The sequence below is a fragment of the Williamsia sterculiae genome, from assembly GCF_900156495.1.
GTDB lineage: Bacteria > Actinomycetota > Actinomycetes > Mycobacteriales > Mycobacteriaceae > Williamsia_B > Williamsia_B sterculiae.
In genome coordinates this window covers 114,814-133,433 of sequence record NZ_FTNT01000008.1, presented here as the reverse complement: position 1 = coordinate 133,433, position 18,620 = coordinate 114,814, and the positions used below count along the sequence as shown (strand labels likewise).

19 protein-coding genes and 1 pseudogene are annotated in these 18,620 nt (G+C 67.2%); 15 read left to right on the top strand and 5 right to left on the bottom strand.

From position 1 onward, the window contains the following. Positions 1-154: 154 nt before the first annotated feature. The 9 genes from rpsP (at position 155) to BW971_RS13895 (ending at position 5,571) form a co-directional block, all read left to right on the top strand. The gene (gene rpsP / locus BW971_RS13935) at positions 155-607 is read left to right on the top strand and encodes a 30S ribosomal protein S16 (RefSeq protein WP_076480572.1); all 453 of its coding nucleotides are present in this window, start codon (positions 155-157) and stop codon (positions 605-607) included. After that, on the top strand, positions 604-846 hold the full coding sequence (locus BW971_RS13930; RefSeq protein ID WP_076480571.1) for an RNA-binding protein: 243 nt from the start codon (positions 604-606) through the stop codon (positions 844-846). Before rpsP ends, BW971_RS13930 begins: the two co-directional genes overlap by 4 nt. 14 nt (positions 847-860) lie before the next feature. Beyond that, complete coding sequence (gene rimM, locus BW971_RS13925; protein ID WP_076480569.1) at positions 861-1,436, top strand: ribosome maturation factor RimM; 576 nt, start codon at positions 861-863, stop codon at positions 1,434-1,436. 17 nt (positions 1,437-1,453) lie between these two features. Beyond that, the gene (gene trmD / locus BW971_RS13920) at positions 1,454-2,155 is read left to right on the top strand and encodes a tRNA (guanosine(37)-N1)-methyltransferase TrmD (RefSeq protein ID WP_076480758.1); all 702 of its coding nucleotides are present in this window, start codon (positions 1,454-1,456) and stop codon (positions 2,153-2,155) included. Between the two features lie 33 nt (positions 2,156-2,188). After that, positions 2,189-3,136, top strand: coding sequence for a hypothetical protein (locus BW971_RS13915; protein WP_083710041.1), 948 nt, complete (start codon positions 2,189-2,191; stop codon positions 3,134-3,136). Positions 3,137-3,205: 69 nt separating this feature from the next. Next, positions 3,206-3,547, top strand: a complete 342-nt coding sequence (gene rplS / locus BW971_RS13910) for a 50S ribosomal protein L19 (RefSeq protein WP_076480566.1) — start codon at positions 3,206-3,208, stop codon at positions 3,545-3,547. A gap of 93 nt (positions 3,548-3,640) precedes the next feature. Further along, a complete protein-coding gene (lepB, locus tag BW971_RS13905) occupies positions 3,641-4,498 on the top strand; it encodes a signal peptidase I (protein ID WP_076480565.1) in 858 nt (285 codons plus the stop codon). Positions 4,499-4,532: 34 nt separating this feature from the next. Next, complete coding sequence (locus BW971_RS13900) at positions 4,533-5,186, top strand: ribonuclease HII (RefSeq protein WP_076480563.1); 654 nt, start codon at positions 4,533-4,535, stop codon at positions 5,184-5,186. A gap of 76 nt (positions 5,187-5,262) precedes the next feature. Then, positions 5,263-5,571, top strand: a complete 309-nt coding sequence (locus BW971_RS13895; RefSeq protein WP_076480562.1) for a DUF2469 domain-containing protein — start codon at positions 5,263-5,265, stop codon at positions 5,569-5,571. A gap of 166 nt (positions 5,572-5,737) precedes the next feature. On the opposite strand, the gene BW971_RS13890 is transcribed toward BW971_RS13895, so the two are convergent. Both BW971_RS13890 and BW971_RS13885 read right to left on the bottom strand, forming a co-directional pair. Continuing rightward, positions 5,738-7,411 (bottom strand): DHA2 family efflux MFS transporter permease subunit, encoded by a 1,674-nt coding sequence (locus tag BW971_RS13890; protein ID WP_327201492.1) that lies wholly within the window; start codon positions 7,409-7,411, stop codon positions 5,738-5,740. 43 nt (positions 7,412-7,454) lie between these two features. Continuing rightward, positions 7,455-8,888, bottom strand: coding sequence for a condensation domain-containing protein (locus tag BW971_RS13885; protein WP_076480752.1), 1,434 nt, complete (start codon positions 8,886-8,888; stop codon positions 7,455-7,457). Between the two features lie 467 nt (positions 8,889-9,355). On the opposite strand from BW971_RS13885, the gene BW971_RS13880 reads away from it, so the two are divergent. From BW971_RS13880 to BW971_RS13865, 4 genes are all read left to right on the top strand, one after another. Further along, positions 9,356-10,321: an alpha/beta hydrolase gene (locus BW971_RS13880; protein ID WP_143690388.1), complete on the top strand. Its 966-nt coding sequence runs from the start codon at positions 9,356-9,358 to the stop codon at positions 10,319-10,321. 196 nt (positions 10,322-10,517) lie between these two features. Beyond that, complete coding sequence (locus tag BW971_RS13875) at positions 10,518-11,687, top strand: maleate cis-trans isomerase family protein (RefSeq protein WP_076480560.1); 1,170 nt, start codon at positions 10,518-10,520, stop codon at positions 11,685-11,687. Beyond that, entirely contained in the window at positions 11,680-12,606 is a 927-nt protein-coding gene (locus BW971_RS13870; protein WP_076480558.1) for a polysaccharide deacetylase family protein, read from the top strand. The genes BW971_RS13875 and BW971_RS13870 overlap by 8 nt, the downstream gene beginning before the upstream one ends. A gap of 46 nt (positions 12,607-12,652) precedes the next feature. Next, positions 12,653-13,345, top strand: coding sequence for a GntR family transcriptional regulator (locus tag BW971_RS13865; protein WP_083709988.1), 693 nt, complete (start codon positions 12,653-12,655; stop codon positions 13,343-13,345). A 5-nt stretch (positions 13,346-13,350) separates the two neighbouring features. Here BW971_RS13865 and BW971_RS13860 read toward each other — a convergent pair whose 3' ends face one another. The 3 genes from BW971_RS13860 to BW971_RS13850 form a co-directional block, all read right to left on the bottom strand. Beyond that, positions 13,351-14,802, bottom strand: coding sequence for an amidase (locus BW971_RS13860; RefSeq protein ID WP_076480556.1), 1,452 nt, complete (start codon positions 14,800-14,802; stop codon positions 13,351-13,353). Further along, positions 14,799-16,151: a purine-cytosine permease family protein gene (locus BW971_RS13855; RefSeq protein ID WP_143690387.1), complete on the bottom strand. Its 1,353-nt coding sequence runs from the start codon at positions 16,149-16,151 to the stop codon at positions 14,799-14,801. Before BW971_RS13855 ends, BW971_RS13860 begins: the two co-directional genes overlap by 4 nt. Before the next feature lie 117 nt (positions 16,152-16,268). Next, on the bottom strand, positions 16,269-16,970 hold the full coding sequence (locus tag BW971_RS13850; RefSeq protein ID WP_083709985.1) for a GntR family transcriptional regulator: 702 nt from the start codon (positions 16,968-16,970) through the stop codon (positions 16,269-16,271). Positions 16,971-17,224: 254 nt separating this feature from the next. On the opposite strand from BW971_RS13850, the gene BW971_RS13845 reads away from it, so the two are divergent. Further along, positions 17,225-17,590: a YraN family protein gene (locus BW971_RS13845; RefSeq protein WP_076480555.1), complete on the top strand. Its 366-nt coding sequence runs from the start codon at positions 17,225-17,227 to the stop codon at positions 17,588-17,590. Continuing rightward, positions 17,590-18,510: pseudogene (locus BW971_RS13840) on the top strand (YifB family Mg chelatase-like AAA ATPase); the annotation flags it as partial. The gene BW971_RS13845 and the pseudogene BW971_RS13840, both read left to right, overlap by 1 nt. Positions 18,511-18,620: the final 110 nt, after the last annotated feature.

Here is an 18,620-nt window from a genome sequence, read left to right as displayed (position 1 = left end):
TTTCGCCGCCGCCGTGGGGTCTGGCAGAATGATCCGCTGGTTCGCCGGACCCGGTCACGTACCGACCGGCGGTCACGCCACTGGAGATCGCAAAACCGGGCACGACATCCCGCCGTGTCGCCGAATTGCGCTGTGACCACAGAAGGAAAGACTCATGGCTGTCAAGATCAAGCTCACCCGACTCGGCAAGATCCGGGACCCTCAGTACCGCATCGTCGTCGCCGACTCGCGCACCCGCCGCGACGGTCGCGCCATCGAGACCATCGGCAAGTACCACCCCAAGGATCAGCCGAGCCTCATCGAGGTCGACTCCGAGCGCGCGCAGTACTGGCTGGGTGTCGGTGCACAGCCGACCGGCCCGGTCGAGACCATCCTCAAGATCACCGGTGACTGGCAGAAGCACAAGGGGCTGCCGGGCGCCGAGGGCAGTCTGAAGGTCGCCGAGGAGAAGCCCAGCAAGCTCGACCTGTTCAACGCCGCACTCGCCGCCGCCGACAGCGAGCCGGTCGCCGAGGCGACCACCCCGAAGAAGAAGGCCGCCAAGAAGGCCGACGAGCCTGCCGAGGCCGCCGCCGAGACCAGCACCGACGAGACCCCGTCCGCGTGAGTGCTGTCGTCGCCGACGCCGTCGAGCACCTGGTTCGCGGCATCGTCGCCAACCCGGACGACGTCCGGGTCGAGCTGATCACCGGACGTCGCGGGCGCTTCGTCGAGGTGCATGTCAACCCCGATGATCTGGGCAAGGTCATCGGCCGCAACGGCCGTACCGCGACCGCGCTGCGCACCCTGGTGACCGGCATCGGTGGTCGCGGGGTCCGGGTCGACATCGTCGACACCGACCGCTGACCACGGAACCCGCGATGGATCTGGTCGTCGGCCGGGTGGTCAAGTCGCACGGTGTCCGCGGCGAACTCGTCGTGGACGTCCGTACCGACGATCCCGAGGATCGCTTCGCCGTCGGCGCCACGCTGCGCGGGTACCTGCCGCGCCGACGTGGGGCAACCGACACCGGACGCGGAAACCCCGCGGAACGCACGTTCACGGTGACAGCCGCGCGCCCGCACGGCGCGCGGCTGTTGCTGTCGCTGGCCGAGGTCGCCGATCGCGCGTCCGCCGACGACCTGCGCGGGTGGTTGTTCGTGATCGACGCGGCCGCCGTCGACTCCGGTGACGACCCTGACGAGTTCTACGACCACGAACTGCAGGGAGTCGAGGTGGTCACCACCGTGGGTGACCGCGTCGGTGAGGTGCGCGACATCCTGCACCTCCCGGCCAACGACGTCCTGGTGGTGACCCGGGACGCCGGCGACGAGGTGTTGGTCCCGTTCGTCACCGAGGTGGTGCCCACCGTCGGCCGCGAGCACATCGTCATCGACCCTCCCGAGGGTCTGCTCGAGGCGCCTGCCGGCGACGCAGGAGGCACGGGCTCGCGGTGACCGAGAGTGCTCCGGCGATGCGGATCGACATCGTCTCGATCTTTCCCGACTACCTGCAACCGCTGCGGATGTCGTTGCCGGGCAAAGCCATCGAGCGAGGGCTGCTGGAACTGGCCACCCACGACCTGCGGGACTGGGCGCTCGACGTACACCGCAGCGTCGACGACACGCCCTACGGGGGCGGACCCGGCATGGTGATGCGACCCGACGTCTGGGGTCGCTGCCTCGACGCGGTCTGTCCCGACGGCGCGACGCTGGTGGTGCCCACCCCCGCCGGGCATCCGTTCACCCAGCAGACCGCCCGGGAACTCAGTCGCGAGAAGCACCTGGTGTTCGCCTGCGGACGCTACGAGGGCATCGATCAGCGGGTCGTCGACGACGCCGCGGACCGGGTTCGGGTACGGGAGATCTCCGTGGGCGACTTCGTGGTCATCGGCGGCGAGGTCGCGGTGATGGCGATGGTCGAGGCGACGGTACGACTCGTCGACGGAGTGATCGGCAACGCCGCGTCGCATGAGCAGGACTCCTTCTCCGACGGGTTGCTGGAAGGCCCGTCGTACACCCGCCCCGAGGTCTGGCGCGACCGGGCGGTGCCGCCGGTGCTGCTCTCCGGCGACCACCGGCGGATCGCCGAATGGCGCCACGACCAGGCGCTGGCCCGTACCCGGGATCGCCGCCCCGACCTGCTTGCCGGGCCGGCGGCGGACCGGGCGGACTGACTCCGCGGCGCGTACCCCACTACCGTTGGGGTGGTGCGCCACTGGTTCACCGATGAGATCGTCGCCCACGGCAAACTGCCGTTGCTGCTGTTCTTCGCGGGGTTCGTGCTGGGCTTCATCGCCATCCGGGTCAGTGTCCGGATGATCCGGGCGCAGGTGCGCTGGTGGCCCGGCAACATCCGCTCCGGTGACACCCACGTCCATCACGTCGTGTTCGGGGTGGTCATCACCTTGGCGTCCGGACTCGGTTTGGTCGCGACGTCGATGGAATCGTCCCAGTCCACGGCGTCCGCGTTGGCCTGTCTGTTCGGCATCGGTGCCGCGCTCATCCTCGACGAGTTCGCGCTGATCTTCTATCTCCGCGACGTGTACTGGGCCGAGGAGGGCCGCGCGTCGGTGGACGCGGTGTTCGTCGCGATCGGGGTGACCGGGATGGTGCTGCTGGGGTTTCGACCCCTGGAGCTGTTCAACCTGACCGCCTTCGCCGATCACGAGAGTGACCTGCTCAGGAGCCTCGACATCGCCAGGGCGATGCTCAGCCTGCTGCTGGCCGCGGTGGTCTTGCTCAAGGGCAAGATCTGGACCGGGCTGCTGGGAATCTTCATCTGGCCGTTGCTGCTCATCGGCTCGCTGCGGTTGGCGCGGCCCGGGTCGCCGTGGGCCCGCTGGCGATACACCCGCCGCCCCCGGCGGATGTCCCGGGCACTGCGCCGCGAACGCCGACTCCGCAGGCCGCTGATCCGGGCCAAGATCTTCACCCAGGATCTGATGGCCGGGTCGCCGGACGTCCCGCACGCCAAACAGGCCGCCGAGGAGGTCCTCGATGTGGTGGTGCATCCGGCGCCGGCGCCGATTTCTCCGGTGCGGGGGCCGTCTGGCACAATGGTCGGGTTGCCGAACGGCGGGACGACGCACCGCGAGCGTTCGTCGGGCGGCGACCACTTCGACTCGGAGCACGAACCGGTCGAGCCGTCTCCGTAGTCCTCCGGGGCCTCGGGGCGTGCCGCCAGGTTCCTCTGCTCAGACACACGTAGGAATGGACCTCAACTGATGAACACCCTGGATTTCCTCGACCAGCAGTCCGTGCGCGACGACATCCCCGACTTCCGCCCCGGCGACACCCTCGACGTCCACGTCAAGGTGATCGAGGGTGCCAAGGAGCGTGTCCAGGTGTTCAAGGGCGTCGTCATCCGTCGACAGGGCGGTGGAGTGCGCGAGACCTTCACCGTCCGCAAGGTGTCCTTCGGTGTCGGTGTGGAGCGCACCTTCCCGGTGCACAGCCCCAACATCGCCAAGATCGACGTCATCACCCGCGGTGATGTGCGTCGTGCCAAGCTCTACTACCTGCGCGACCTGCGCGGTAAGGCCGCCAAGATCAAGGAAAAGCGCTGACCGTTCCCGGTGTGCCCGGCGGATGCCGTGCGACGGCGGCCGCACCTCGGCAGACGCCGGACCGCGGCAGATCTCGATCAGTAAGCTGATCGCGTGACGGATACGCCCAGCGGTTCACGTTCACCGCACGATGAACGCGACGGTGACGAGCGCCGCGGTGACGAGCACGACGGGGGGGCCCGTCCCTGGCACACCCGCGGCGAGCCAGACGACAAGCGCGGTGGCCGCGGTCGCTCCCTGCTACGGGAAGCGGCGATCATCGTCGTCTGCGTACTGGTGCTCACCTGGGTGATCCAGACCTTCGTGGGTCGGCAGTACGTGATCCCGTCGGAGTCGATGGAGACCACGCTGATCGGATGTCAGGGTTGCACCAACGACCGCATCGTCATCGACAAGATCGTGTACCGGTTCGGGTCTCCCGAGCCCGGTGACGTCGTGGTGTTCAAGGGGCCGACGTCCAGTTGGGACGAGCAGTGGACCTCACCGCGGTCGTCGAACACGATCAAGCGCGGTCTCCAGAACGGCCTGGCATGGTTCGGCTTCGCCCCGCCCGACGAGAACGACCTGGTCAAGCGCGTGGTCGCCACCGGTGGGCAGACCGTGGAATGTCATGCCGCCGACAAGGTCGGGGTCAAGGTCAACGGCAAGCCACTCAAGGAGCCGTATGTGAACGCCGACCTGCAACGGCAGGAGGGTGCCGGCGCGAACGTCGTGAACCCGGACGGAACCATGTCGACGTGCCTGGGACCGGACTTCGGGCCGATCACCATACCCCGGGACCACGTGTGGGTGATGGGCGACAACCGCAGCAACTCCGCCGACTCGCGCTATCACATGACCGACGAGATGCAGGGCACCGTTCCGATCGGCGACATCCGGGGCAAGGTCCGGTTCATCATCTACCCGTTCTCCCGCATCGGTGGTGTGGGGGCCGTCAACCCGCAGAGCTGAGCGACCCGTGTCGTCCCGCTCCCGAGTTCCGCAGGTGCGCACCGCCTGGCCGCCGCGCGCGCCCGTGCGCCGGGCCGCGTCGCTGCGCACCTTCGAGTTCGCACTGCACAACAGCGGTCTGGGCCCGGTCGCGGGAGTCGACGAGGCCGGTCGCGGCGCGTGTGCGGGCCCACTGGTGATCGCCGCCTGCGTTCTCAAACCCAAACAGCTCGTCTCGCTGGCCGACCTCGACGACTCCAAGAAACTCTCACCGGATACCCGCGAGACCCTGTACCGCTCGGTCACCCGACACGCACTGGCGTGGAGTGTGGTGGTGGTACCCGCCGGCGAGGTCGACCGTCTCGGCATCCACGTGGTCAACATCGAGGGGATGCGTCGCGCCGTGGCCGACCTGTCGGTGTCGCCCGGCTACGTGCTCTCGGACGGATTCGCCGTTCCCGGTTTGACGGTCCCGTCGTTGCCGGTGATCGGGGGAGACGGGGCCGCGGCGTGTATCGCGGGGGCCAGCATCATCGCCAAGGTCACCCGGGATCGGATCATGACGGAGATGGACACCGCGCTCCCCGGTTACGGATTCGCCGGGCACAAGGGTTACAGCACCGCCGTGCACATGTCCGCCCTCGACCGCCTGGGACCGTCGGCGCAACACCGGATGTCCTACCGCAACGTCCGGGAGCGCCTCCGCTGACGCACCCCGACGTACACCCCATCGGCGAGAATCACCGCCGGTGTCGACCCGTCCCCGACCCAGTTAGGCTTACCGGATGAGTGCTGAGGATCTCGAGAAGTACGAGACCGAGATGGAACTCTCCCTGTACCGCGAGTACAAGGACATCGTCGGTCAGTTCACCTACGTGGTCGAGACCGAGCGCCGCTTCTACCTCGCCAACGCAGTCGAGATGGTGCCTCGCAACGCCGACGGTGAGGTCTACTTCGAACTGCGGATGTCCGATGCCTGGGTGTGGGACATGTACCGCCCGGCGCGCTTCGTCAAACAGGTTCGCGTCATCACGTTCAAGGACGTGAACATCGAGGAACTCGAGAAGCCCGAACTGCGACTGCCCGACGAGTGACATCCGGGTAGGCCGCGTCGCCGGGCCGGGTACGAAACTGCGGGAAATCCGATCTCCTGGCGGATCGGTGATGCGCTGACGATGTTTCGGCGGGAGATCCCGACAACTGCGGGACGTCGGATATCCCGCAGTTGTCGTACACCTCCACCACCGCAGTTGTCCGTCGTCACCGACCGCCGGTCGACCGCCTCAGCAGCAGGGAACACGCCGCGACGAGCGTGGCCAGTCCGGCCGACAGGTACAGCGAGGTCCGCAGGGCTCCGACGAAGGTCCAGGCGGCGGCCTGCCGGGCCGCCGCACGCAGGTCGGGCGTGGCCGCGGCGAGCACCTGGGCACGGGCGCCGCCGGACGGCGCCGTGGTGGAACAGCCACTCGCTGGGCGTTCGGGATGCGCGGATTCGAGCTGGGCGCGTGCGCAGCGGGCGAAGTTGCTCGCGACGAACGGGCGCAGCGTGGGGGCGACGTCGGTGTCCTGGAGCGCGCGCGACAGACCAGCCGTCGCGCCGGGCACGGCGGTGACGGCCGTGTGCGACACCTGGGAGAAGAAGAAGATGGTGATGACGGCCAGCCCCAGCGACGCCCCGAGTTGTTGGACGGTGGGTATCAACCCCGATGCCGAGCCCACGGTGTGTTCGTCGGATCCCGACAGGATCGTCGCCTGCAGTGGTGCCACGAACAGTCCGGTACCGAGCCCACCGAGTACCAGGGGTGCGATGAGCGAGGGCACGTCGACACGTGCGGACTCCGGTGCCAACTCCGCCGCCACCCAGGCCAGCCCGACGGCCAGCAGCACCATCCCCACGGTGAGCGTGCGCGGCCCCAGATGCCGCACGGCGCTCGCCGACGCCAACGACCCGACGATCGCGCCGGCCGCGAACGGCATCGTGATCAGCCCGGTGCGCAACGCCGACCATCCGAGACCGAATTGGGTGGCCACCGACATGGTGAAGAAGAACGCGGCGAACATGCTGAAGAACAGCAGCGACAACACCGCGCCCACGGCGAACTGCCGAGACGAGAAGAGGTCGACCCGCAGCAGCGGAGCGCCGCCGCGACGCGGCAAGCGATGTTCGTGGACCACGAAGGCCGCCAACACGACGACCGCGACCGCGATCATCACCCACAGGTGCGCGGGCCAGTCCTGTTCGCGACCCACGGCCAGCGGGTAGATCAGCATGAACAGCCCCACCGTCGATGCCACGACACCCACGCCGTCGACGGCCAGGTCGCGTGACCCGCGCTGTCGCGGCATGTAGCGCAGTGCCATCACCGCGGCGACCACGCTCACCGGGATGTTGACCAGGAAGATCGTCCGCCAACCCCAGCCGAACACATCCAGCGAGACGAGCACTCCGCCCAGGACCGGGCCCAGCATCGCGGCCACGCCGGCCACCGCACCGTAGATGCCGAACACCACGCCGTGACGGCTCCGCGGGAAGATGTCTGCGATCAGGGCCAGGGTCTGTGCCGACACCAGTGCCGCCGACACCCCCTGCAGGGCGCGGAACGCGATCAGCTGCCACGGACTCTGCGCGATCCCGCACAGGGTGGAGGCCGCCGCGAATCCCAGCAGGGCCAGCACGAACACGCGGCGCCTGCCGTACCGGGACCCGATCGTGGTCGCGGTCAGCAGCGTGCACGCGAAGGCGAGTGTGTAGACGCTCAGGATCAGCAACTGCTGCGATGACGCCGCGCCCAGTCCGGTCGTCAGGTCGGGGATCGCGATGTTCACGATGGTGGTGTCCAGCATCTGCATGAACACCGCGAGCAGGCAGCTCACCAGGGCCGCCCAGGCACCGACCGGAGGCGGGGTGGCAGCGGACTCCGGCCGAGAGTGCACGGCGGTCAACGCTCGGCGCTCCCGGTCGGTGCGTGCGGGCCGATCAGCGGGCCAGGGCCGCGACGCCGGGCTCGTAGTCACCCTGCGCGGCGATGGTGGTGAGGATCTCGACGAGACGTTCCACGTAGATCTTGATCGAGTTCTGCGCCTCGGGGGTGTCCGGGTACAGCAGAGTCACCGAGGTGACGTCGGTGAACCGGTTGACCCACATGAACACCTCCTCGCTGCTGCCGCGGCTGCCGTAGAGGGCGCCGTTGATCGCGTCGAACATCTCCACGCCCGGCAGCTTCCGGACGTCGACGTAGGACACCATCGGCACCGACCACCCGGGTGACACGTGCACACCCGAGTCCGGTGTCGCGAGTTCCAGAACCCGGTGGAAGGAGACGTCGGTGAGGTCCTTGCCCTTCTCGAATGCCTCCTGAGCGGCACCGACGATGGAGGTGAAGGTGGCGGTCGTGGGTACCTCGATCGGCACCGGGATCAGGCTGGTGAACCAGCCGATGGTGTTCATCTCACCCGCGCTGCGACGCGTGCTCTTGGGCGTCAGACCGAAGTAGCGGTCCGAACCGGTGAACTCCGCGTAGGCCAGGGCCGCGACCGACATCACCGCGGCGGTGAACCCGGCTCCGTGTCGGCGGCACACCTCGTCGACCGCCCGTGCCTGCGGCTCGGTGAACACCTGCGCCGTGTGGATGGCGCTGCGGGTGTGGTCGGACGGGTCGTCGTCGCGCCTGCCGAGGGTGAGCGGGAAACTGGGGAGCCGTCCACCGTTGTCGCGGACCAACTCGAGCCAGCGCGCAACCTCGGGCGAGTCCAGCGTGAGGCGCGCCGACAGGTCGCGTTCTCGGCGGCAGTAATCGTGATAGCTGCCGACCTCGGGGAGCGGGTTGTTCATCGCGAACGCCGCATTGAGGTACAGCGACATCAACTCGGTGGCCGTCAGGGCCTGTGAGATCCCGTCCGTGTCGAGATGATCGACGGCGGCGAACACGGTGAATCCGCCGTTCCACTCGATGGTGCCGATCCGGAAACAGTCCCAGTCGAACGGTCCCGGTGTGTGGTCACCGACGAGGTCGCGGATGGTCTCCGCGTCGTCGAAGCTGCCCTGGACGGCCGGTTCGACGTCGATGTCGTCGGTGGCGAGGACGTGGCGGGTCACACTCCCGTCGTCGTCGAGATCGAACCAGCTCGCGAAGGTGTCATGCCTGCGGAGGAAGGTGGTGATCGCGCTGGTCATCGCTTCCACATCCAGGGCCCCCTGGATGTCGAAGCAGAGCAGGCAGAGACGGGAGAAGCGGAAGCCGGCGGCGGCGTTGCGGCGTGCCGACCGGAGGTATTCCTGCTGCTGATGCGACGGTGGCACCGGGTCGGTGGGTGCGGCAGCGGCCGCGGCGGACGACGCCGCGGTGGGTACCCAACTGGTCACCCGGCCGGGTCGGGGATGCCAATCCTCGATGAGTCCGAAACTGACCATGCGTGACATCCCCTTGCTGCTCTGTCCGTCTGCGGTACGACGTGACACCCTCCCGGAGCGTCGCAGACGAACACCGTGTGTCCGGCATTGCGCGCGATCCGCACCGTGGCGTTGTGGCCGATTGTGATCGACGACGAGATGCGTTGACTCGCAACGGCAATGCGTCTCACCGTGACAACGCACCACAGCCGCCACGCCAACATTGTAAGCAGTGGGTAATTTCGGCGGCCAGATGCGGTGGCGCGCCGCCGCGTTGTCTACTGTCGTGGTGGGTGCCGGGAGGACGAGCGACCGGTGCACGGGGGCGGTTCATCAGGTGAACTATGCCGGGAATGTCTGGATGGGGACATCGACGGCTCGGTCGAGAGGCACGGTGTGCGGTGGGGTTGACGGCCGATCGGTCGCATTCGACGGGTGTGCGGGTCCCGGCACGGAGCAGGTACGCCGTGTTGGTGGTGGCCACGGTCATGTCATTGCTGGCCGCGGTGTGGATCGGTGCCGGTGACGCGGTCGCGGCACCTTCGGGCTCGGCGGCCATCGTGGCGGAGAAGGACAACGGTCACCGTCAGATCGACATGACGGTGTGGTCGCCGGCGATGCGGGCGCAGATGGGTCTACGCGTGCTCGCCGCGCCGCACGATTCGTCGTCGGCGCCGACGCTGTACCTGCTCAACGGGGCCGCGGGCGGCGATGCGGGCAGCAACTGGTTCGATCGCACGGACATCGCACGGTTCTTCGCCGATCAGAATGTCAACGTGGTGGTGCCGAAGGGCGGAGCCGCGAGCTATTTCACCGACTGGCGGCACGACGATCCGCGGCTGGGCAGGCTGAAGTGGCAGACCTTCCTCACCCAGGAGCTACCGCCGCTGATGGACGCGCGGCTGCACGGCTCCGGGCGCAACGCCATCGCCGGGATCTCGATGGCCGGGACGTCGGTGTTCCAGTTGGCACTGGCGGCCCCCGGGCTCTATCGCGCCGTCGGGTCATACAGCGGATGTGCGCAGACCAGCGACCCGGAGGGGCAGGCTTTCGTCCGGTTGACGGTGGAGGCTCGCGGCGGCGGAAACACGGTCAACATGTGGGGACCACCGTCGGACCCCGAGTGGCGCGCGAAGGACCCCTACGTGCACGCGGCGGAGTTCGCGGGGACATCGATCTACGTGTCCAACGGGTCGGGTCTGCCCGGCAAGTACGAGACGCTCGACGGCCCCGGGATCGACGGCAACGTGGGCCAGCTGGCCGAGCAGGTCGCGGCGGGCGCGGTGATCGAGACGGCCACCAACAACTGCGCGCACAATCTGCAGCGTCGTTTCGCCGAGCTCGGGGTGCCCGCGACGTTCCACTTCTACAGCGGCGGTACGCACTCGTGGGGGTATTGGAACGACGAACTGCACCGCTCGTGGCCGCAGATCAAGGCTGCGCTGGCCGGCTAGGGACCTCAGGGTCTGACAGTATTCGCTGTGGTATACCGTCTTGGTATACCATTGGCGACAGTGTCTCATCTCGTCGTTGTCGGCGAGAGCTCACACCGAGCTGGGGCCGTGGGCGGTCGACCGCGTCGCGATCGCGAACGGTTGTCCGCGCTGTCCCGGCCTCGCGCCCCTTCGCACCCCACAGAGGAGCTGTCCGATGACCACGCTGGGCATGATCGTGCCGTCGTCCAATACGACGGTCGAGGATGTGACCCGGCGCCTGCTCGACCGTCGTGATGACGTGAGCGTGGTGGCCACGAGGGTGCGCGTCCAGAGCATCGGGCTCGACGACGACGGCGCCGACTTCGACGTCGAGACCATCCTCGACGCGGCCCGCCTACTCGCCGACGCCCGGGTGGACGTCATCGTGTGGAATGCGACGGCGGGCTCCTGGCTGGGTGCCGACCACGACGCCGTGATCTGTACGGCGATCACGGACGCGACGGGGGTCCCGGCCGTCACCGCGACGCAGGCGATACTGGCGGCCTGCCGGGTCTTCGGAGTCGGCGCGTTGGGCCTGGCCACGCCCTACACACCCGACGTGGTGGAGGCGATCGTCGCCGAATACGCCCGGCACGGCGTCGCGGTCACAGCGCATGCGGAATGGGGTGAACGGGACAACTATTCGTTCGCCATGCGACCTTCCCGTGACGTCGTCGACCTGCTGCGCCGCGCCGTCGCGGCGGGTGAGGTGCAGGCGGTTGCTCTGGTGTGCACCAACGTCGACGGCACCACCGCGGTCGACGAGGTGGAGGCCGAGTTGTCGACGCCGGTGATCGACAGCATCGCCGCCACGGTGTGGTGGTCGTTGGAGGCGGCGGGCGTTCCCGCTCGGATCGAGGGTCACGGGACTCTGCTGGCCCAGGCGTCGTTTCGTCGACGGGCGCTCGCGGTGGTCACCGAGTTGCGTGAACGGACGGGCAGTGACCGGACCACCGTCCGGGTCGACGACCCGACGCTCGGATTGCACGTCGACCTCTGCGCTGCCGAGTCGTGCGCCGCGCACGTCCGTTCGATTCAGCACGACCCCTCCCTGGACCAGCGTGCGTTGAACACGGTCCGCTGGCTGGAGGAGAACCGACGCCTGCTGGTACAGCCCGCGTTCACCGAGGCACCCCACCCGCCGCAGGCCTTACGCGACGTCTACGGCGTGCGGGCCCAGGTACTGGGACCCGTGGAGCTCGACGGTGACATCCGCGCGTGGCTGTCGGTCCACAGTCTCCGTGAACGCCCCTGGTCCACTGACGATCTCACCGCTGTCGACACCGCTCGCGAGGCGATCACCGCACTACTGGGCGAGACGAGAGGGCTGACCGTCGATGCGTGACGATATCCGGGCGGACAAGAAGATACAGGTGACGATCGGCGTCGATGTCGACTCCTGTGCGGGGTGGTTGGGCTCGTACGGCGGGGAGGACTCACCGAACGACATGCAACGCGGAGTGTTCGCCGGGGAGGTCGGTGTGCCTCGCATGCTGCGCTTGCTCCAACGTCGTGACCTCACGAGCACCTGGTTCTGGCCGGGCCACTCGATCGAGACCTTTCCGCGGCAGGCTCGGATGTGCGTCGATGCGGGTCACGAGATCGGTGCCCACGGTTACAGCCATGAGAATCCACGGTCGCTCACCGCGCAACAGGAGCGCGATGTGATGGCCCGCAGCGTGGAACTCATCGTGGGGCTGACCGGTACGGCTCCGCAGGGATACGTCGCACCGTGGTGGGAGATGAGTGCGGACACAGCACAGATTTTGACGGAATACGGCTTCGCCTACGATCACTCGCAGAACTACCACGACTTCGTACCCTTCTACGCGCGGACGGGTGACGAATGGACTCCGATCGACACCAGTCGCGCAGCCGCGCACTGGATGACACCGTTGCGGCACGGCCGGGAGATCGACCTGGTCGAGTTCTGCGGCAACTGGTACGTCGACGACCTGCCCCCGATGATGTTCATCAAGAACCACCCGAACTCGCACGGGTTCGTCAACCCACGAGACATCGAGCAGCTGTGGAACGACCAGTTCGATTGGGTGTACCGCGAACTCGACTACGCGGTCATACCCATGACCCTGCACCCGGACGTGTCGGGACGACCCCAGGTGTTGCTCATGCTGGAGCGGCTGTTGGATCGCTGGGGATCATTCGAGGGGGTCGAGTTCGTCACCATGGCCACGGCGGCCGCAGAGTTCCGCAGGCGGTTTCCTTTCGCCGGTGCCGAGCGTCCCGACGGCCTGGGTCGATGACGTGGCCGCGCCGTCGGCACGGGGGTGGTCGTAAGTTGTGACGGGCATGCCATCCGAATCGCAGCCCCCCACGACCGACGAGGATCACGTACTCCTCGACGGCTCCCGCGGTGGATCGCTCGGCGATCGTCTGCTCGACGCGTTGCGCGACGACGTCATCACCGGCCGGTACCCGCCCGGATACCGGCTGGTCGAGCGCGATGTCGCCGCCACCTACGGCGTGTCGCGATTGCCGGCGCGCGAGGCCTTGCAGTCTTTACGGGGCGAGGGTTTCGTGGAGGTGCGCAAGACGCGCGGCCTGGTGGTGCGATCCTGGACTCGGCGGGACGTGACGGAATTGTTCGACATCCGAGTGGCACTGGAGTCGATGGCCTGTCGCGAGGCCGCGGACAAGCGGAGCGACGACGACGTGACGGCGCTACGGACGGCGATCACGGCCGCGGACGCCGCGTTCGGGTCCGGTGACCTCCGGGCCGCGCACGACGCCAACGCGCAGTTCCATCGACTTCTCGTGACGTCGTCGCACAACGACACCTTGGTGCAGGTCATGTCGCCGATCTTGTCGCGGGTGCAGTGGTTGGTGCGACAGATACCCGACCCGCATGCGGTCATCTCCGACCACGCCGAACTCGCCGAGGCGATCGCCGACGGTGACGGCGCGCGGGCAGAGGCTCGTGCGCGAACTCACGCCGAACACAATCGGGAGGTCACCCTCTCGGCGATGTTCGACGACCGCTGACGGGTTCACGGACACGGCTCACCGTGCGTGGCGCCTGACGGTTTCCATTCGGGAAAGCCTGCCGTGCTCTCCCATGCCGACGCGAGGCGAAGGACCGTGGCATCGTCGAGGTGTCGGCCGATGATCTGCATGCCGACGGGCAAGCCCGTGGAGGTCAATCCCGCGGGAACACTGATCGCGGGTTGGCCCGACAGGTTCGCGGGGAACGTGAAACCCTGCCAGGCGGTGTCGGTCACGGACCGTCCATCGATCACCGTTGGCCCCTGGACGCCGACCGGGAATGCGGCGACGCTCGTCGTCGGGGTGATGAGCACGTCGTGGTCCGCCATGAATCGAGCCATCCGATTGACGACTGCTTTGCGCCACATGTTCGCGTGGGTGAAGTCCTCTGCGGTCCAGTCGGTGGTCACGAGTTCCACCAGATGTGGTGACATCTGATCACCGACCTCGTCGACCATCGCGCGCATGCCGGTCAGATCGGTCTCGGACATGATGAGTGCGGCGAACTCGGTGCCGGGCTCCGGCCAGCCGGGGTCTGCTGTCGTCACCTCGCACCCGAGCGTGCTGCGCAGTGTCTCGACGGCGCGTCCGACGATCGTCCGTATCTCGGGGTCGACGGCGAGATACCCGAAGTCGAGGCTGAGGGCCACACGGAGCCCGCGGACAGTCTCGCCGACCGCCGGTTCCCACTCGACATCGGAGGTGGGAATGCTGTGTCGATCCCGAGGGTCGGGACCCGCGAGCACCTTCATCACCGTGACCACGTCGGCCACCGTTCGGCACAGTGGCCCGATGTGTTCGACGCTCTCCCAACCGGACGCGCCCGGAAAGCGCTCGTCTCTACACCCGGGATACACGGGAACCCTGCCCATCGAGGCTTTGAATCCCACCAATCCGCAGAATGCCGCGGGGATCCGGATGGAACCGCCACCGTCGCTGCCGAGCGCGAACGGTACGAGTTCTCCCGCGACGGCTGCCGCGGTTCCAGCACTGGAGCCGCCCGGGGTCAGGGCGGTGTTCCACGGGTTTCGGGTGGTGGGGAACAGGGGATTCTGGCCGGTGGCGCTGTAGCCGAATTCACTCGCGTTCGTCTTGCCTATGCTGACCGCACCGGCGGCACGACAACGTTCGACGACGATGTCGTCCTCGTCGGGAACGAAATCACGGTAGGCGACCGAACCCGACGTGGTGCGAACACCTTCGGTGTTGATCAGGTCCTTGACCGCGTAAGGGACTCCCGCCAGCGGACCGACGACGTCACCGCGTCCGACGCGGTCGTCGATGTGGGCCGCCTGAGCTTCCGCGAGGCCCGGCGTGACCGTGCACATGGCATTGAACCGGTCGTCGAGCGCTGCGATGCGGTCGTTGGCCTTGCGAACCAGCGATGATGCCGAAACAGAGCCGCTACGAACACGATCGGCGATCTCGGATACCGCAGGCCATACGTCTTCGTTCACGCGGAGACGACGTCGGACGACCGTGACGCCGTGACTGCCGAGGCGCCGGCGCTCACCTTCTCGTAGACCCAGAAGACCGCGACCGCGATGACGATGCCGACCAGCGCGTCCACCGACTCCCTTACGAAGTAATGGGAGGCGGTTGCGACGGCCGCTCCGGCGATCCAGGCGACGAAGGCGCTGGTCCGCAGTCGGGGCGACGGGGCCGATCTCCGACGCAGGATGAGCTGGTCGGTGATCAGCACCGCACCGATCGGCGGCACGAAGATGCCCAGAATGTTCAGCCAGTCCAGGAAATACGACCACACACCGGTCAGCGCGATCGCACCTCCGAACACACCGAGCACAATGGCAACGGGACGCATGGTGCGGTTGGTGATACCCGACCAACCGACCGCACCGTTGTACAGGCAGTGCGTTCCGACGCTGCCGAGGTTGGCGAAGACGAACACCACGGCGATGATCGTCAAAGCAGTGCTGTGACCGGTCAGGAGACCGAGGAAACCGCCGCCGTTCGCGCCTGGATCGGTCGATCCGCCCACGGCGACGACGAGGCCACCCATCGCGTACGCCACGAAGTTCGACACGGGAAAGGCGGTGAAGGTGGCGGCCACCGCTGACTTCCCGGTCTTCGACCACCGAGTGAAATCCGCGGTCATGGTGCCCGAGTCAGCGAAGCCCGCGATGACGATGCCCACGGCCGCACCGAACGTCAGTGCCGTGCCGGATCCTTGGTAGTGCACGACATCGTCTGCGGTCAGACCGTTTCCCGTTGCGCCGTAGACCAACGCGACGGCGCCCAGAACGACGAACAGTGGTGTCGCGATCATCCCCAGCAACGACAGTGCCCGGATACCGACCGTGGTGAGCGCGGTGAACGCCACCGCAGCGATCGCCGCACCGACGATCGGTGCCCACCCGAGTGCGTCGCGCATGGTGGTACCCGTCAGACCGATCTGGAAGGAGAACCAGCCGATGACGACCGTTGACAGAAATCCGGTGACGATCATGCGGCCGCGGGTGCCGAATGTCGTCGCTGCTTGCAGGGAGAAGCTCCGTCCGGTCTCACCGGCGATGTAGCTGAGTGCCCCGACATAGCCGAACAGCACCAGATTTCCGAGCAGCAGGGCGATGAGCCCGTTGATGAGTCCCAGGTTGAACACGATCACGCCGCCGAAGACGGCGTTGCCGAGATTCATCGGGAAGCCGAACCACACCGCAGCGATGGAGGGGAAACCTTTGCGGGCGTGTGGTGGGACCGGAGTGTTCTCGTACTCCTCACCCAACTGATTGCCCGGATCATGGTGCTGGGTGGTCGTGCCCGTGTCGATGCCGAGGTGTGAGTTCATCACGTTGCCTTCTTCTTTCAGACCGCATCTGGCCATGCGGATTTCGTGCGGGGACACGCGTCGATGCGTGTCGGCGATGTGTGTGGGGCGCTGGTGTCAGCGACCCCGGTACCTCCTTCAGCGCTCCCCGAAGAGGTAGTTCATGACGTGTGTCCTGTTGGATTGCACGTGTTCGACTGCCAGGCGCTCGGCGCGTTCCGCGTCGTGTGCCGTGATGGCGTCGAGAAGTTCCTCGTGTTCATCCCACAACCGCTGCGGGTCTTCGTTCTGACGAAAGATCCAGTGCAGTCGACCTTCGAGCGGAGCAAGGATTTCGACCAGCAGGGCATTGCCTGCGAACACATTGATCATGTCGTGGAATTGCTCGTTGGACTCGTGTAGACCGGCTTCGTCGCACGCGGCGACGGCTCGGCGCGCGCGAACGCGAAGCCTTCCCAACCGCGCGATGTCACGCTTGGTTGCTTTTTCCGCCGCACGTCGGAATGCGAGCCGTTCCAGTGCCTCACGGACGTCGAACAAGTCCGCGACATCTGTCTCGGACAGCTGCCGAACGATGACCCCGCGGGTGGGCAGCATCTCGACGAGGCCCTCTGTGTGCAGCATTCGCAGGGCCTCGCGCACGGGCAACCGGGATACGCCGAAATCGGCAGCGACATCACGCTCGACGATGCGGTCGCCGGGCTTGTAGGTGCCGCTGACGATGCGAGCGTAGATGCGCTCCCGGATGGACTCGCGTAGCGGACGACCGGAGCTGCCGTCCGACCGCGACACAGTAATACCGTTGCGCGGCTGTGTTGTTGCGGTTCCGGACGGTGTCATGTCGGAGGCTCCTGATCGGTGGGGTCGTTTTGGGATCCCATGTTGGCAAAGCTAGGCGGCACTACGTGTAGGTGTCGAGCCCAGGGGATTTGGGATCCCATTCTGTAACCTGTTGTTTCCGTTCAGGCGGTGGGCGAAACATCCACGAAACGTCAGCGGGTGCTCGGCCGGATCGCGGCATCCACAGATGGGAATTCATCCACAGATCGACCGCCCCTCGGTTCGCGTCGGATTTTCGACGCACAGTCGTCGGTGTGAACACTTCGGGACGGGCGCACATCGGTCGGGCGGGTGAGGATGCCGCCGTCGCAATGTTGGTCGAGGCAGGGTGGGTGGTGCTGGCGCGCAACTGGCGCTGTCGGTACGGCGAGCTCGACGTCATCGCGGTGGACGGTGAGTGCTTGGTGGTGGTCGAGGTGAAGACTCGATCGGGCACGTTGCTGGGCGACCCCGCCGAGGCGGTGACCCGGGACAAGTTGTCGCGCATGCGGCGACTGACCCGGATGTGGTTGGCCACCCAGGACGAGTTCTTCGCGACCATCCGATTCGACGTGATGGCCGTGCAGGTGGACCGGTCGGCGGCGGTGCAATCCATCCGACATCTGCGTGGGGTGTTCTGATGGCGCTCGGTCGCGTGTCCTCGGTGGCGCTGCACGCATTCGATGCCACTCTCGTGGAGATCGAGGCCAACGTGGGGCAGGGGTTGCCCGGTGTCACCATCGTCGGGATGGCCGACACGTCCACCCGTGAGGCGAAAGACAGGGTGCGCGCGGCGATCGTCAACTCCGGTTTCAAGTGGCCCGAGGGCCGGATAACGCTGTCGTTGTCGCCCGCCGAACTGCGCAAGAGCGGGTCGATGTTCGATCTGGCGTTGGCACTGGCGGTGCTGGCCACCGACCAGATCAGCTCCGATCGACTCCGTGACACCGTGTTCGTGGGTGAGCTCGGTCTCGACGGCCGTCTTCGTGGGGTGCGCGGGGTGCTGCCCGCGGTGGTCGCCGCCCGACGCGAGGGCAAACGCTGTGCGGTGGTCCCGATGGCCAACGTCGACGAGGCGACCGTGGTGGGCGGGATCGAGGTGGGTGCCGCGCAGAACCTCGCCGAGGTGGTCGGTTGGGTGCGGGGCCGACGCACGCTCGACACCGTCGACGCATCGCGGACACGTGAACCGGTGACCGCACCGGCGATCCCGGACATGGGCGACGTGGTGGGGCAGGAGGACGCGCGGTACGCCATGGAGATCGCCGCGGCGGGCGCCCACCACCTGTTCATGACCGGCCCGCCCGGGATCGGGAAGACCATGCTCGCGCGTCGCCTGCCGGGCATCCTGCCGACGCTCACCGACGAGGAGTCGCTCGAGGTGACGTCGGTGCACTCGATCGCGGGGACACTGTCGCCGAAGCGACCGCTGATCACCGAACCACCCTTCGTCGCACCACATCACTCCACGTCGGTCACCGCACTGACCGGTGGTGGCACCGGCATCGCCCGACCGGGGGCGATCTCGCTGGCCCATCGGGGTGTGCTGTTCCTGGACGACGCGAACAAAACATGAGGACACCACAGCGGGTGAACGTTCATGATGACACAGCGTCCGTAAGGTGATTTACGGCGAAGTGACGCGTGTTGTCGGACTGAGGCTCTAGCGTG